The sequence below is a fragment of the Pseudomonas sp. FME51 genome (assembly GCF_014897305.1).
Window position 1 is genome coordinate 143,773 of the sequence record NZ_JABUYN010000008.1, and the last position, 12,589, is coordinate 156,361.

At 60.7% G+C, this 12,589-nt stretch carries 10 protein-coding genes; 7 read left to right on the forward strand and 3 right to left on the reverse strand.

The window, feature by feature from the left end:
* Positions 1 to 24: 24 nt before the first annotated feature.
* The 3 genes from INT39_RS15045 to INT39_RS15055 all read right to left on the reverse strand — a co-directional run bounded on the left by INT39_RS15045 (position 25) and on the right by INT39_RS15055 (position 3,943).
* Positions 25 to 1,278, reverse strand: coding sequence for a cytochrome P450 (locus tag INT39_RS15045; RefSeq protein WP_193074810.1), 1,254 nt, complete (start codon positions 1,276 to 1,278; stop codon positions 25 to 27).
* A gap of 83 nt (positions 1,279 to 1,361) precedes the next feature.
* On the reverse strand, positions 1,362 to 2,360 hold the full coding sequence (locus INT39_RS15050; RefSeq protein ID WP_193074811.1) for an LLM class flavin-dependent oxidoreductase: 999 nt from the start codon (positions 2,358 to 2,360) through the stop codon (positions 1,362 to 1,364).
* A 77-nt stretch (positions 2,361 to 2,437) separates the two neighbouring features.
* Positions 2,438 to 3,943: an L-lactate permease gene (locus INT39_RS15055; protein WP_193074812.1), complete on the reverse strand. Its 1,506-nt coding sequence runs from the start codon at positions 3,941 to 3,943 to the stop codon at positions 2,438 to 2,440.
* A 203-nt stretch (positions 3,944 to 4,146) separates the two neighbouring features.
* Here INT39_RS15055 and flhA point away from each other — a divergent pair, with 203 nt between their 5' ends.
* From flhA to INT39_RS15090, 7 genes are all read left to right on the forward strand, one after another.
* A complete protein-coding gene (gene flhA / locus INT39_RS15060) occupies positions 4,147 to 6,249 on the forward strand; it encodes a flagellar biosynthesis protein FlhA (protein WP_413468934.1) in 2,103 nt (700 codons plus the stop codon).
* A gap of 23 nt (positions 6,250 to 6,272) precedes the next feature.
* Positions 6,273 to 7,616, forward strand: a complete 1,344-nt coding sequence (gene flhF / locus INT39_RS15065) for a flagellar biosynthesis protein FlhF (RefSeq protein WP_193074814.1) — start codon at positions 6,273 to 6,275, stop codon at positions 7,614 to 7,616.
* Positions 7,617 to 7,641: 25 nt separating this feature from the next.
* A complete protein-coding gene (locus INT39_RS15070) occupies positions 7,642 to 8,466 on the forward strand; it encodes a MinD/ParA family protein (protein ID WP_193074815.1) in 825 nt (274 codons plus the stop codon).
* 2 nt (positions 8,467 to 8,468) lie between these two features.
* The gene (locus tag INT39_RS15075) at positions 8,469 to 9,203 is read left to right on the forward strand and encodes an RNA polymerase sigma factor FliA (RefSeq protein WP_413468935.1); all 735 of its coding nucleotides are present in this window, start codon (positions 8,469 to 8,471) and stop codon (positions 9,201 to 9,203) included.
* A 103-nt stretch (positions 9,204 to 9,306) separates the two neighbouring features.
* A complete protein-coding gene (locus INT39_RS15080; RefSeq protein WP_172828670.1) occupies positions 9,307 to 9,684 on the forward strand; it encodes a chemotaxis response regulator CheY in 378 nt (125 codons plus the stop codon).
* A gap of 14 nt (positions 9,685 to 9,698) precedes the next feature.
* The gene (locus tag INT39_RS15085; protein WP_193074816.1) at positions 9,699 to 10,502 is read left to right on the forward strand and encodes a protein phosphatase CheZ; all 804 of its coding nucleotides are present in this window, start codon (positions 9,699 to 9,701) and stop codon (positions 10,500 to 10,502) included.
* Between the two features lie 11 nt (positions 10,503 to 10,513).
* The gene (locus tag INT39_RS15090; RefSeq protein WP_193074817.1) at positions 10,514 to 12,580 is read left to right on the forward strand and encodes a chemotaxis protein CheA; all 2,067 of its coding nucleotides are present in this window, start codon (positions 10,514 to 10,516) and stop codon (positions 12,578 to 12,580) included.
* Positions 12,581 to 12,589 lie beyond the last annotated feature (9 nt).

The following is a 12,589-nucleotide window of genomic DNA, read 5'->3' on the forward strand; positions in this document are numbered from 1 at the left end:
GCTTTCCACGGCTTCGGCAATCTATTATGTCGCGCTGCCGCTCTGCACCTGGTCGATCACAAAGCGGCTCTGCACTATTGCCGGCATGCGGGACAGGCGGATGCTCAGATCCTGCTCGGGTACCTGGTAATTCATCCCGCTGGAGAGCATCTTCAGCGCCGACTTGATCACTTCGACCGTGAGCCATTCCCCTGCGCAGCGATGGCCATGCGAGTATTCGCCACCACCCTGAGGGATGAAGTTGTAGGGACTGTGATCCCAGTCGCTGAAGCGCTCCGGGTAGAAGCGTTCAGGTTGCCGCCAGATACGTGGGTCGTGATTGGTGCCGTGCAGGTCGAGCAACATCCAGTCGCCCTGATGGAACGGGTGACCGCGCCATTCGAAATCTTCCAGGGCGATACCGCCGACGGCGGGGAAGAAGGGGTAGAAGCGGCGGACTTCATGGGCGAACAGTTCGGCCAGGCCTTCTTCGCCGTTACGCAGCCGCTGCCGATATTCGGGGTGGTGATGGAGGGCCAGCGCCGAGTAGGTAATGTAACGAGCAATGGCGACGATAGGCCGGAGCAGATTGAGCAGTTCCACAGCGGCAGTGCGGTAGTCCACGCCATGGCCGTGCAGCGCGGTGTGATGAGCAATGATATCCAGCGGTGTGTGCGGATCTGGGCGAGAGTGATTGCGGGCCTGGCGGATCAGCTCTCGGGCCCAGTATTCAGTCCGTTGGCGTAGCAGTTGGGCATTCCAGTTGCGTGGACCTATGCTGCCGGCGCCGTCGATCATGGCCGCCAACTCCGTGGTGCGCTGTCTGGCCTGGGTTTCATCGAGGGTGATGCCGGCCCAGCGGCAGGCGCTGCGGCATAGAATATATTCGGCTTCGTTCTGCAGTACTACCGAGGGTGTTGTCTGCCAGCGGGGCAGTTGTGCTTGCCACTCCTGCTCGAAAATCTCCACCAGTTGCTTCAGGCGGGCCGGCCCCATCAGCGCCATGAACATTTCCTTGCGGCGGGCATGGGCCTCGCCGGTCAATGTCAGGCTGCTGCCCTTGTCCTGCAGCAATGAAAGGGTGGTTGGCGGCATGGCATGGTTGCGGGTGAAGCGCCCCGGCACGTAGAACATTCGCGCTGCGTCCTCGCCGCTGACGCAGTACACCGGCCGCAACATGATGCGGGTCTGGAATATGTCGCTGGCATGTTCCCGGCAGCGATCGGAGATGAAGTTGTAGCCGTTCTGCAGAAAGGCGGTGCTGCTGTCAAATGCGGTGTCCCGGGGGATGCTGCTCATGATGGGCTCTCGACTTTTCCAGACGGGGTTACCGTTTTGGAAAGGTCGGAGCCGGCAAAGTTCGGGTCATCTTGGCGGGCCGCTCAAAGACCTGCGGCGGCAGCCATCAGGCGGCGATAACTGTCACAGCGTTTGTCCGGGTCGTAGATCGGACTGTTGACGATCAACTCGTTGGCGCCGCTGCGCTCGAGCAGGTCGGCCATCTGTTGGGCAACCGTCTGCTCATCGCCGATCAGGGTGCCAGCCAGGGTCGACAGTACCTGATGGCGTTCATGGGGCTGCCATAGCGCATCCATGTCTTCGACCGGGGGGCGCAGCTGGCCGCGCTCGCCACGGATCATGTTGAGGAAGGACTGCTGGTGTGAGCTGGCCAGGTAATGGGCTTCGTCACGGGTGTCGGCGACAAAGGCATTGATGCCGAGCATGGCGTGGGGCTGCTGCAAGGTGTCCGAGGGTACGAAGTTGTCCTGATAGGCGCGCATGGCGACCATCAGGTAGTCCGGCGAGAACTGTCCGGCAAAGGCGAAGGGCAGACCGAGACTGGCCGCCAGCTGGGCGCTGAAGGTGCTGGAGCCGAGTAGCCAGATGGGCACATCAAGGCCGGCACCGGGCACGGCGACCAGGCGCTGGCCCGGCTCCGGTTCGGCAAAATAATGGCGAAGCTCCTCGAGCATCTGCGGAAAATCTTCCCCATCGGTACGGCCGCGGCGCAATGCGCGTGCGGTGGCCATGTCGGTGCCAGGTGCGCGTCCCAGACCCAGATCGATACGACCGGGATACAGCGATTCCAGGGTGCCGAACTGTTCGGCGATCTGCAGCGGCGAGTGGTTCGGTAGCATGATGCCGCCCGAGCCGAGACGAATACGTTCGGTACCGGCGGCGAGATAGCCGATAACCACCGAGGTCGCGGCGCTGGCAATACCGACCATGTTGTGATGCTCGGCCACCCAGAAGCGCCTGTAGCCCAGCTGCTCGGCCTGTCTGGCGAGCTGCAGGCTGTTGCGCAAGGCCTGAGCCGGGGTCGAATCCAGGGTGACGGGACAGAGATCCAGAATCGAGAGTGGTACGGCTGGGGTGGTCATAGGGGCTCCGGAACAGCAGGGATGTGCCGGTCATGCTAACCCCGGATGTCACCAAGGCATAGCCCAGCGGGTGATCATCAGACCGGGCTGGGCATAGCGCCATCGGTTGATGCCACCCACAGTGCCGCGCAGATCAACAGCAGTAGCGCAGCCAGAGCGAAAGGCAACAATTGCCCATAGACCCGCCGTTCTTCCCCATAGCCGCCGGTCAGGCTGGCGGCGATCGACATTCTTACCGGCGAGAAGAACCCCAGACACATACCCGAGGCATGCTGCAGTGCGGCTACCGCCGGGATGCTCAATCCGGCCTGGGCGGCCAGCGCCACTTGCGATGGCATGAACAGGCTATTGGCCGGGTTGCCGCTGTTGGCCAGGATACTGAATCCGCCCGACAGCAGCGGGGTGACCAGAATCGCTTTTTCACCCAGCGCGCTGAAGGTGGCGCTGGCGAAGGCGCCGGAGATACCGGAAGCAGTCAGCACCTCGGCCATCATGGCGAACAGGAACAGCGTCAATACTGCGTGCTGGCCGGTGCGCCAGGCGGTGCTGAGTTCCTGGCGCAGACTGCCGGTCTGCCGGCGCAACAACAGAATGATCAGCGCGCCGACAATCAGCCAGCTGCCGGCATGGAACAGCGGCGACCAGGCAGGCAGGTCCTCGAACAATGCTACTTGAGCAAAGGTACTCAGGGTGCTGCGCAGTTCAGGCAGCAGCCGGCTCAAGGCCAGGCCACCGATCAGCAGAACGTAGGGCAGGATCTTGCGCGCCGCCGTCCGTGTCTGATGCCGGTCTGGCCGCAGGTCCAGCAGATAGCGGACGACGATCAGCGGGCCGTAGGCTGCCAGCAAGGCTGTTTCCGGTCCCAGATAAAAGGAAGTGAGCACCAGTGTCAGCAGGCTGGCGGCGATCCAGGCCACCTCGCGTAGGCATTCTGACCAGGGAGCGGAGATGCCGGCCCGGCGAGCGGTCTGCCAGAACAGGGTGAGCCAGACCAGCATCAACAGCGCCACTGGTGCCGCTGTGTACAACGCCAATTGCACCGCAGGAATGCGTGCATAGGCTGCGGCCAGCAGGGTGCCACTGCTCATTGCACCCCAGGGGATCACCGTCTGACTGAGTAGCGCGAAGATCATCAGGTGCCGGGCCGCGAAATTGAAGCGGCGCAGCAGGATAACCGTACCCAGCATGCCGACACCGAACCCGGTCACTGATTCGGCAAAGGGGCCGACCAGGAAGCAGGCGAAGAACACCAGCCGGCGCCGGGCCAGCGGCGTCCAGGTACTGCTATCCAGTTCGGTATTGCCGGTGGTCGGGGTAGAGGAGGGGTCAGATGGTCCGCGTGCGGCTATCTGCCAGAACAGCAGACCACCGAGGATGTAGGGCGCGATCACCGCGCCGATCCACAGTCCGCGCAGCAGCGCCTCGGATAACTGGGCGGTCTCGAAACCGATGGGGCCGGCAAACAAGGCCACGGGAATGGCCGTCATCAGACCCAGGATCGAGGCGACGGTGATGTTGGCATGGCCGCTGAGGATGGTCGCCAGAACGACCAGGGCGGGCAGTGACCAGAGAAAATACAGCATTTGTTGTTCTTGCTTGATGGCAGAAAGTCGTCGGCATTCTAGCCTTTGAAGCTTGCCTGGGCACAGCCCTGCGGGCAGCCAGGTTGGATGATGGGTTTTATTGGCATTATGGAACAGTTCTTGCTTTGGGTAGGTCCACGGAACTTTTTCGTCAATTTATTGTTTTGAGGTAACTCAGGGGAATGCCAGTCGATCGTGGTGAGATGATGAGCTCCATGCGCAGCAATCTGGCGGGTCTGCGCCACGGTAGCCTGGGTGTGCCGATTTTGCTGCTGGCCATGCTCGGCATGATGATGCTGCCGGTCCCGCCGTTTCTGCTGGACGTGTTCTTCACCTTCAATATTGCGTTGTCACTGGTCGTACTGCTGGTCTGTGCCTACGCCCTGCGGCCACTGGATTTTGCCGCCTTCCCAACCATTCTACTGGTGGCCACCTTGCTGCGCCTGGCGCTCAACGTGGCCTCGACCCGGGTGGTATTGCTGCACGGGCATGAGGGCGGAGATGCGGCGGGCAAGGTGATCCAGGCCTTCGGCGAAGTGGTGATCGGCGGCAACTTCGTGGTCGGTCTGGTGGTGTTTACCATCCTCATGATCATCAACTTCGTGGTGGTGACCAAGGGGGCCGGACGCATATCCGAGGTCAGTGCGCGCTTCACTCTGGACGCCATGCCCGGCAAGCAGATGGCGATTGATGCTGACTTGAACGCGGGTCTGGTCGATCAGGAAGAAGCCAAGGTTCGCCGTATGGAAGTGGCCCAGGAAGCGGACTTCTATGGTTCGATGGACGGTGCCAGCAAGTTTGTTCGCGGCGATGCGGTGGCCGGTCTGCTGATCCTGTTCATCAACGTCATTGGCGGTCTGGCCATTGGCATGGCGCAGCATGGGCTGGGCTTTGCCGAGGCCGGTGAAATCTATGTGCTGCTGACCATCGGTGACGGCCTGGTGGCGCAGATTCCCTCGCTGCTGCTGTCCACCGCCGCTGCCATCATGGTGACGCGGGTTTCCACTTCCGAAGATATGGGTGGTCAGGTTAAGCGGCAGATGTTCGCGTCCCCAAAGGCGCTGGGTATCGCGGCGGCGATCATGATCGTCATGGGCCTGATTCCGGGTATGCCGCACCTGTCCTTTCTGAGTCTGGGAGCCATGGCCGCTGGCGGCGCTTATTTCATTGCCAACCGGCAGCGGATCAAGGCTGAGGCGGAGCAGGCTGTTGAGCAGCAGGCGCAGCTGCCGGCGTTGCAGCGACCGGAAAGCCGGGAGCTGGGCTGGGATGATGTCACCCCGGTGGACATGGTTGGGCTGGAAGTCGGCTACCGGCTGATCCCCTTGGTCGATCGCAGTCAGGGGGGGCAGTTGCTGGCGCGGATCAAGGGGATCCGCAAGAAGCTGTCACAGGACCTGGGTTTCCTCATGCCGTCCGTGCATATCCGCGACAACCTGGATCTGGCACCGAACGTCTATCGCATCACGCTGATGGGGGTGGGCGTGGCGGAGGCCGAAGTGCATGCCGACCGTGAGCTGGCAATAAATCCGGGTCAGGTGTTCGGTGAGATCAAGGGTATTCCGGGCAAAGACCCTGCGTTTGGCCTGGAAGCCGTGTGGATCGAGCCCATGCACAAGGATCAGGCGCAATCTCTGGGCTACACAGTGGTGGATGTCAGCACCGTGGTCGCCACTCACCTGAACCAGATTCTTTACAAGCATTCCCATGAGCTGCTCGGCCATGAGGAAGTTCAGCAGCTGCTCAAGGTGCTGGCCAAGGCGTCGCCCAAGCTGGCTGAGGAATTGGTGCCGGGAATCATTTCCCTGTCCGGCCTGCTCAAGGTGTTGCAGGGGTTGCTGCAGGAGCAGGTACCGGTAAGGGATATCCGTACCATTGCCGAGGCCATCGCGAACCAGTCGGGCAAGAGTCAAGATACCGGCGCTTTGATCGCCGCGGTGCGCATCGCCTTATCCCGCTCCATCGTGCAAAGCATTGTCGGGCTTGAGTCCGAGCTGCCTGTAATTACCCTGGAGCCCAGGTTGGAACAGATATTGCTTCAGAGTCTGCAGAAGGCCGGTCAGGGCAATGATGACGGCATTTTGTTGGAGCCGGGTATGGCGGAGAAGCTGCAGCGATCGCTTGCCGATATGGTGCAGCGTCAGGAAATGCAGGGCAAGCCGGCGATATTGCTGGTCGCCGGTCCGGTACGCAACATGATGGCAAGGTTCGTCAGATACGCGGCGCCCGGAGCGCAGGTGTTGTCCTACCAGGAAATACCCGATAGCAAGCAGGTCACCATCGTTGCCACCGTCGGACAGAATTGATTTACACAGGGGTGAGTCAGGCCATGAGAGTCAAACGTTTTTTTGCAGCAGACATGCGCTCGGCAATGAAACTGGTGCGCGATGAGATGGGAGCGGATGCTTCCATCATCGCCAACCGGCGGGTAGCTGGTGGTGTCGAGCTGACTGCGGCGCTGGATTATGAAGCGCCGCGCCTGACACCGCCCACGCCCGGCCTGGATCTGGAGCTGAAGAAGACCCAGGAGCGCATCATCAGCGCCCGAGCCAGTCTGCAGGAAGGCGAGCGTCCGTCCGATGGCCCCAGTGTGAACCGTCAATTATTCGGTGACAGCATGCGCCAGGCTGCAGAGCAAGGCTCGCCAGTGGCGCGTGATCTGCTGGAACGGCTGCACAGTGAGCGTGCAGCGCCAACAGCACCCATAGAGGCGGCAGCCAAGCCTGCTCCTGTGGCGACGGATGATTTTGACGCTATGCGTTCGGAAATTGCCGGTTTGCGCGACATGCTCGAATCACAGCTGGGTGGCCTGGCCTGGGGGCAGGTCAATCAACATCAGCCGCGGCAGGCCAGCCTATGGCGCCGTTTGGTGCACCTGGGACTGCCCCCGGAGCTGTGCAAGGAATTATTGGCCAAGGTGGTCGATGTGACCGACATACGCCAAGCTTGGCGCCTGTTGCTGGCACATCTGGCCCAGGGCATTCCCGCTCTGCGGGAAGAGCTGATCGATCAGGGCGGCGTAATTGCCCTGGTCGGGCCGACCGGTGCCGGCAAGACCACCACGCTGGGCAAGCTGGCGGCGCGCTACGTGCTCAAGCACGGCAGCCAGAGTGTGGCGTTGGTGACCATGGATACCTACCGCATTGGCGCGCATGAGCAGTTGCGCACCCTGGGCCGAATCCTCAACATACCGGTACGGGTGGTGGATGAGCAGAACAGTCTGAATGACGTCCTTGAGGAGTTCGGTAACAAGCGTCTGGTGTTGGTGGATACGGCCGGGCTGCAGGCGCAGGATCCGCAATTGCGCGGTCAGCTCAGTGAGTTGGCAGCGCAAGGCTCGCGTATCAGCACCTTGTTGGTATTGGCGGCTACCAGTCAATATCGAGTGCTCAAGGCGGCGTGGCACAATTACCGCAGTTGCAACCCGGTGGGCTGCGTTCTGACCAAAGTGGATGAGGCCGCCACGCTGGGCGAGGCCATGGGGCTGGCTATGGAGCAACGTCTCCCGGTAGCCTATGTGGCTGATGGCCAGCGCATCCCCGATGATCTGGCACGGGGTGTCGGACATCAGCTGGTCAGTCGCGCCGTAGGTCTGGCAGGCAACGAGGTGGCAGCCGACCAGACCATGGCCGATGTTTTTGCCGGTATACTCCATAGTCAGCGCGCAGGTTAACGATTTGATAAAGGCGACAGTATAGATGGGCAATCATCCGGTTCAGGTAATCGCAGTTACCGGCGGCAAAGGCGGCGTCGGTAAGACCAACGTGTCGATCAACCTGTCCCTGGCGCTGGCCGAACTCGGGCGTCGCGTGGTGTTGATGGATGCTGACCTGGGGTTGGCCAATATCGATGTGCAGCTGGGGCTGCGGCCCAAGGCGACATTAGCGGATGTATTGGCAGGCAACTGCGATCTGCGCGAAGTGATGATCACGGGTCCGGGTGGAATACGTATCGTGCCCGCGGCCTCGGGGGCCGCTGAGATGGTCAATCTCGGGCCACGTGAGCATGCCGGGCTGATTCAGGCGTTCAGCGACATCGGCGATGACATGGATGTGCTGATTGTCGATACCGCTGCCGGCATCGGTGATTCGGTGGTCAGTTTCGTCCGCGCCGCCCAGGAAGTCATTGTGGTGGTGTGTGATGAACCGACCTCGATCACCGACGCCTATGCGTTGATCAAGCTGCTCAATCGCGACCACGGCGTGACCCGCTTCCGGGTACTGGCGAATATGGTTCACACCCCGCAGGAAGGGCATAATGTTTTCAACAAGCTGCTGCAGGTGACTGACCGTTTCCTGGAAGTGGCTCTGCAGTACGTTGGTGCCGTGCCCTACGATGAATCCATCCGCAAGGCAGCGCAGAGGCAGCGCGGAGTATACGAGGCTTTCCCGCGGAGCAAGGCCTCGCTGGCCATCCGCGGCATCGCCCGCAAGGTCGACGCCTGGCCATTGCCTTCCAGTCCGCGCGGGCATCTGGAATTCTTCGTCGAGCGCCTGGTGCAGCGGGCCGAAATACCGTCATGAGCATAGGGGCAGGGGGCGGCGTCAATATGTATGCGCGTACCATGGGGGCTGCCACTGAGCAGGACCGCCTGGTGCAGCAGTATGCGCCGCTGGTCAAACGTATTGCCTACCACATGCTTGCCCGCCTGCCCGCCAGTGTGCAGGTGGATGATCTGATTCAGGCTGGCATGATTGGTTTGCTGGAAGCCTCGCGCAAGTTCGATCATGGCAAGGGTGCCAGCTTTGAGACCTATGCTGGGATCCGCATTCGTGGTTCGATGCTGGATGACGTGCGCAAAGGTGATTGGGCCCCCCGCTCGGTCCATCGCAACACCCGCCTGGTCAGCAGTGCAATCCGTGCCGTTGAGGCGAAAATTGGCCGTGATGCTAAAGATCACGAGGTTGCGGCCGAATTGGACATGAGCCTCGAAGATTATTACGCGATTCTCAATGACACGGCTGGCAGCAAGTTGTTCAGTTTTGAAGACCTGTTGGAGGCCGGCGCGCCAACCGAGATCGGCTCCGATCATGAGCCCTTTGATGGGGTGGAGGACGAGCGCTTTCGCAAGGCATTGGCCGAAGCGATAGACAAGCTGCCCGAACGCGAGCGGCTGGTGCTGTCGCTGTATTACGACGAGGAGTTGAACCTCAAGGAAATCGGTGCGGTGCTCGGCGTAAGCGAGTCCAGGGTCAGTCAGTTGCACAGTCAGTGCGCAGCGCGTCTGCGCGGCCGTATGGCCGACTGGCGCGACGGTTGATTCGGGTTTCCCAGCGTTACGTCTGGTCAGTGGCAACAGTTTCGCAGAGTGCAAGGTGACTGCACTTCTTCTGGTTTGTATGGAGGTCCACTTGGACAAAAACATGAAAATTCTCATCGTCGATGATTTTTCGACGATGCGACGCATTATCAAGAACCTGTTGCGTGATCTCGGTTTCACCAATACCGCAGAAGCCGATGACGGCACCACGGCGTTGCCGATGTTGCAAAGCGGCAACTTCGATTTTCTGGTGACCGACTGGAATATGCCGGGTATGAGCGGGATTGACTTGCTGCGTGCGGTGCGTGCAGATGAACGCTTGAAGCATCTGCCGGTGTTGATGGTGACGGCAGAAGCCAAGCGCGACCAGATCATCGAGGCGGCCCAGGCGGGCGTCAATGGTTATGTAGTCAAACCCTTTACTGCCCAAGCGCTGAAAGAAAAAATCGAGAAGGTTTTTGAGCGGGTCGAGGCCAGATGACTTCCGGGGGCAAGATGGCACTGAGCAGTAATCCCGGCCAGACGATCGCCGATGAGTTCGAGCATTCCCTGAAAAACAATGCCCGGAAGTTGGTGGATCACCTTGAAGACGGCGATTACCGCGAGGCAGTCCTGGTCATCCACGAGATCAATCAGGCCCGCGACCGCGGCCTGTATTACGAGGTTGGCAAGCTTACCCGCGCGCTGCACAACTCGATCATCAATTTCCAGATCGACACTGTGCGTACGCTCGATAGCGAAGCTGAAGCCGCGGAAGCATCGAAGATCTCCGACGCCTCTGACCGCCTCGACTACGTGGTCAGACTGACGGACAAGGCTGCCAACCGGACCATGGATCTGGTCGAGAGCAGTGCGCCGGTGGTATCGGCGCTCGGCCGCGAGGCGGCAACCTTGCGTGCCGAATGGGCACGGCTGCAGCGGCGGGAGATGAGCGCGGCGGAATTCCGTGAGTTGTCACGCAATATTCTGGCGTTTCTCGAGCGCAGCGAGCAGCACAGCGGCGAAGTATCGGCGAACCTGAACGATATCCTTATGGCTCAGGACTACCAGGATCTGACCGGTCAGGTGATCAAGCGCGTCATCACTCTGGTGCATGATGTTGAGGAGAGTCTGCTGAATCTGGTGCGCATGGCCGGCCAGGTCGACCGGATAGCGGGTATTCAGCACAACCTTTCCGAGCTGGATGAAAAAAAATCATCGCAGAAGGGTGAAGGTCCGCAGATTCATGCCGATAAGAGGGATGATGTGGTGTCGGGACAGGATGAGGTCGACGACCTGCTGTCCAGCCTTGGGTTCTGAGGGAGTACTAAATGAGCTTTGATGCGGATGAAGAAATTCTCCAGGACTTTCTGGTAGAAGCTGGGGAAATTCTCGAATTGCTGTCGGAACAGCTGGTCGACCTGGAAAACCGCCCCGACGATACCAATCTGCTCAACGCCATTTTTCGTGGCTTTCATACCGTCAAAGGTGGTGCTGGCTTCCTGCAGCTTGATGCGCTGGTGGCCTGCTGCCATATCGCCGAAAACGTATTCGATATCCTGCGCAAGGGTGAGCGTCAGGTCGATGCCGAGCTGATGGATGTGGTATTGCAAACCCTGGATACCATCAACAGCATGTTCACCCAGGTGCGTGAAGGTGCGGCGCTCACGCCTGCTGAGCCGCAACTGCTGTCTGCGCTGTCAGTGCTGGCGCAGCCTGCTGCCGATACCGCTGGGCCTGTTGCAGAGGTCGCAGCTCCTGCCGTAGAGCCAAGCGTTGCCGAGGTGCAACCGGAAGCCGGAGATATCACGGACGATGAGTTCGAGCTGTTGCTCGAGGCGCTGCACGTCAAACCGGAAGAAGACTCGACGCCCGAAGCGCCTGCTGCTGCCAGTGATGACATCACCGATGACGAGTTTGAAGCTCTGCTAGACCAGTTGCATGGCACGGGCAAGGGGCCGGGTAGTGCCGAGCCCGACACAGCCGCACCGGCTCAGCCCGACACCCTCCCGGAATCGGTGGCTGACGTTATTACCGATGATGAGTTCGAAGCGCTGCTGGACCAGCTGCACGGTCCTGGTAAGGGGCCCGGTGTTATTGCTGACGTAGCGCCTGTCAAAGCGACTCCGGTTCCTTCCGAGCCGGCGGCCGGGCCTGTGTCCGTCGTTGCCCCCAAAACACCGGCACGCGAAGAAAAGAAGAGCGAGCCGGTCAGCGAGGCGCCTGCGGCTGAAACCACAGTGCGAGTGGATACTGCGCGCCTCGATGACATCATGAACATGGTGGGTGAGCTGGTGCTGGTGCGCAACCGGCTGATGCGTCTGGGTGTCGACCGGGAAGATGAAGAGCTGGCCAAGGCGGTGGGTAATCTGGATGTGGTCACCGCTGATCTGCAGGCCTCGGTGATGAAGACCCGCATGCAGCCGATCAAGAAAGTGTTCGGCCGCTTCCCTCGGGTGGTACGCGATCTGTCGCGCAGCCTGAAAAAGGAAATCACCCTGGAACTGATCGGCGAAGACACTGATCTGGACAAGAACCTGGTCGAGGCGCTGGCTGATCCCTTGGTGCATCTGGTACGCAACTCGGTGGACCATGGCATCGAAATGCCCGACGAGCGGGAAGCTGCCGGTAAACCGCGGGTTGGTCGGATGGTCCTTGCTGCCCGTCAGGAAGGCGATCATATCCTGCTCACCATCACTGATGATGGGCGCGGCATGGATCCCGAAGTACTGCGCGCCAAGGCAGTGGAGAAGGGCATGATGGATCGCGACGCCGCCGAGCGACTGAGCGACGGGGAATGCTTCAATCTGATTCTGGCTGCGGGCTTCTCTACCAAGACCGAGGTGTCCGACGTGTCCGGTCGCGGTGTCGGTATGGATGTGGTCCGGACCCGTATTTCCCAACTCAATGGCACCATTGCCATCGAATCGACCAAGGGCAAGGGCACGCAGATTGCCATCAAGGTGCCGCTGACCCTGGCGATCATGCCGACGCTGATGGTGATGCTGGACAATCAGGCGTTCGCCTTGCCGCTGGTCAGCGTGAACGAAATCTACAGTCTTGATCTGTCGCGTACCAACGTAGTGGACGGGCAGGAAGTGATTCTGGTGCGCGACAAGGCGTTGCCGCTGTTCTGGCTCAAACGCTGGCTGATGCCCGGTGCTGAACAGGATGCCGACCGTTCCGCTGCCAGTGTGGTGATCGTATCGGTCGGTACCCAGCGGGTAGGCTTTGTGGTCGACCAGCTGGTGGGCCAGGAAGAAGTGGTCATCAAGCCGTTGGGGCGCATGTTGCACGGTACCGCCGGTATGGCGGGTGCGACTATCACCGGCGACGGGCGCATAGCGCTGATTCTGGATATTCCCGGCCTGCTCAAGCGCTACGCGCGCCGCGGCTGAGGGGAGACG

Excerpts from the sequence above, each read along its gene's own strand:
- INT39_RS15090 (WP_193074817.1), top strand. The coding sequence starts at position 10,514 with ATGAGCTTTGATGCGGATGAAGAAATTCTCCAGGACTTTCTGGTAGAA.
- INT39_RS15050 (WP_193074811.1), bottom strand. The coding sequence starts at position 2,360 with ATGACCACCCCAGCCGTACCACTCTCGATTCTGGATCTCTGTCCCGTC.
- INT39_RS15070 (WP_193074815.1), top strand. The coding sequence starts at position 7,642 with ATGGGCAATCATCCGGTTCAGGTAATCGCAGTTACCGGCGGCAAAGGC.
- INT39_RS15085 (WP_193074816.1), top strand. The coding sequence starts at position 9,699 with ATGGCACTGAGCAGTAATCCCGGCCAGACGATCGCCGATGAGTTCGAG.
- flhA (WP_413468934.1), top strand. The coding sequence starts at position 4,147 with ATGATGAGCTCCATGCGCAGCAATCTGGCGGGTCTGCGCCACGGTAGC.
- INT39_RS15055 (WP_193074812.1), bottom strand. The coding sequence starts at position 3,943 with ATGCTGTATTTTCTCTGGTCACTGCCCGCCCTGGTCGTTCTGGCGACC.
- INT39_RS15080 (WP_172828670.1), top strand. The coding sequence starts at position 9,307 with ATGAAAATTCTCATCGTCGATGATTTTTCGACGATGCGACGCATTATC.
- flhF (WP_193074814.1), top strand. The coding sequence starts at position 6,273 with ATGAGAGTCAAACGTTTTTTTGCAGCAGACATGCGCTCGGCAATGAAA.
- INT39_RS15045 (WP_193074810.1), bottom strand. The coding sequence starts at position 1,278 with ATGAGCAGCATCCCCCGGGACACCGCATTTGACAGCAGCACCGCCTTT.